General features: G+C 47.5%; 2 protein-coding genes. Both read left to right on the forward strand.

Features of this window, described 5'->3' with window-relative positions; all coding sequences use genetic code 11:
* On the forward strand, nt 1-217 hold a 217-nt coding region (locus SB847_RS20565; protein ID WP_410578411.1), incomplete at its 5' end, for a hypothetical protein.
* A partial coding sequence (locus SB847_RS20570) for a hypothetical protein (protein ID WP_410578413.1) occupies nt 192-402 on the forward strand: 211 nt, incomplete at its 3' end. The genes SB847_RS20565 and SB847_RS20570, both read left to right, overlap by 26 nt.

The following is a 402-nucleotide window of genomic DNA, read 5'->3' on the forward strand; positions in this document are numbered from 1 at the left end:
GGCTTGCAACGACCAACCCTCGCAGAGCGCTTTCAGCGAATGGACGGAAATTTCCGTAGAAGATGAAACGGTTGAAGCGGCACCAGCGTGTGCTGGTGCCGTTATTCATCTAGATACGTTTCGAAATCTAAGAAATGTGCTTAGCCGCCAATCCATCGCAGAAGACAGATTCTCTGGACAGGATTTTATAAATGAAAGCCGCGCCGCTTACGCTTAACAGACTCGAATTTACGCAAGTCTCTATCGAGGCAAACGATCGCTTTACTACCGAAGAGCAGCGGTATGCACCTCAACTAGAATTCGATTTTAGCGGTGCGATGTTCCGAAAAAAATCTTCACTCGCATACCAGGACGGTGAGAATTTTGAGCCGAAGGAGTTTGCACTGAAATTTGAGCTTGCTC

The sequence above is a fragment of the Bacillus sp. SIMBA_026 genome (assembly GCF_046535335.1).
GTDB classification, from domain to species: Bacteria; Bacillota; Bacilli; order Bacillales; family Bacillaceae; genus Bacillus; species Bacillus velezensis.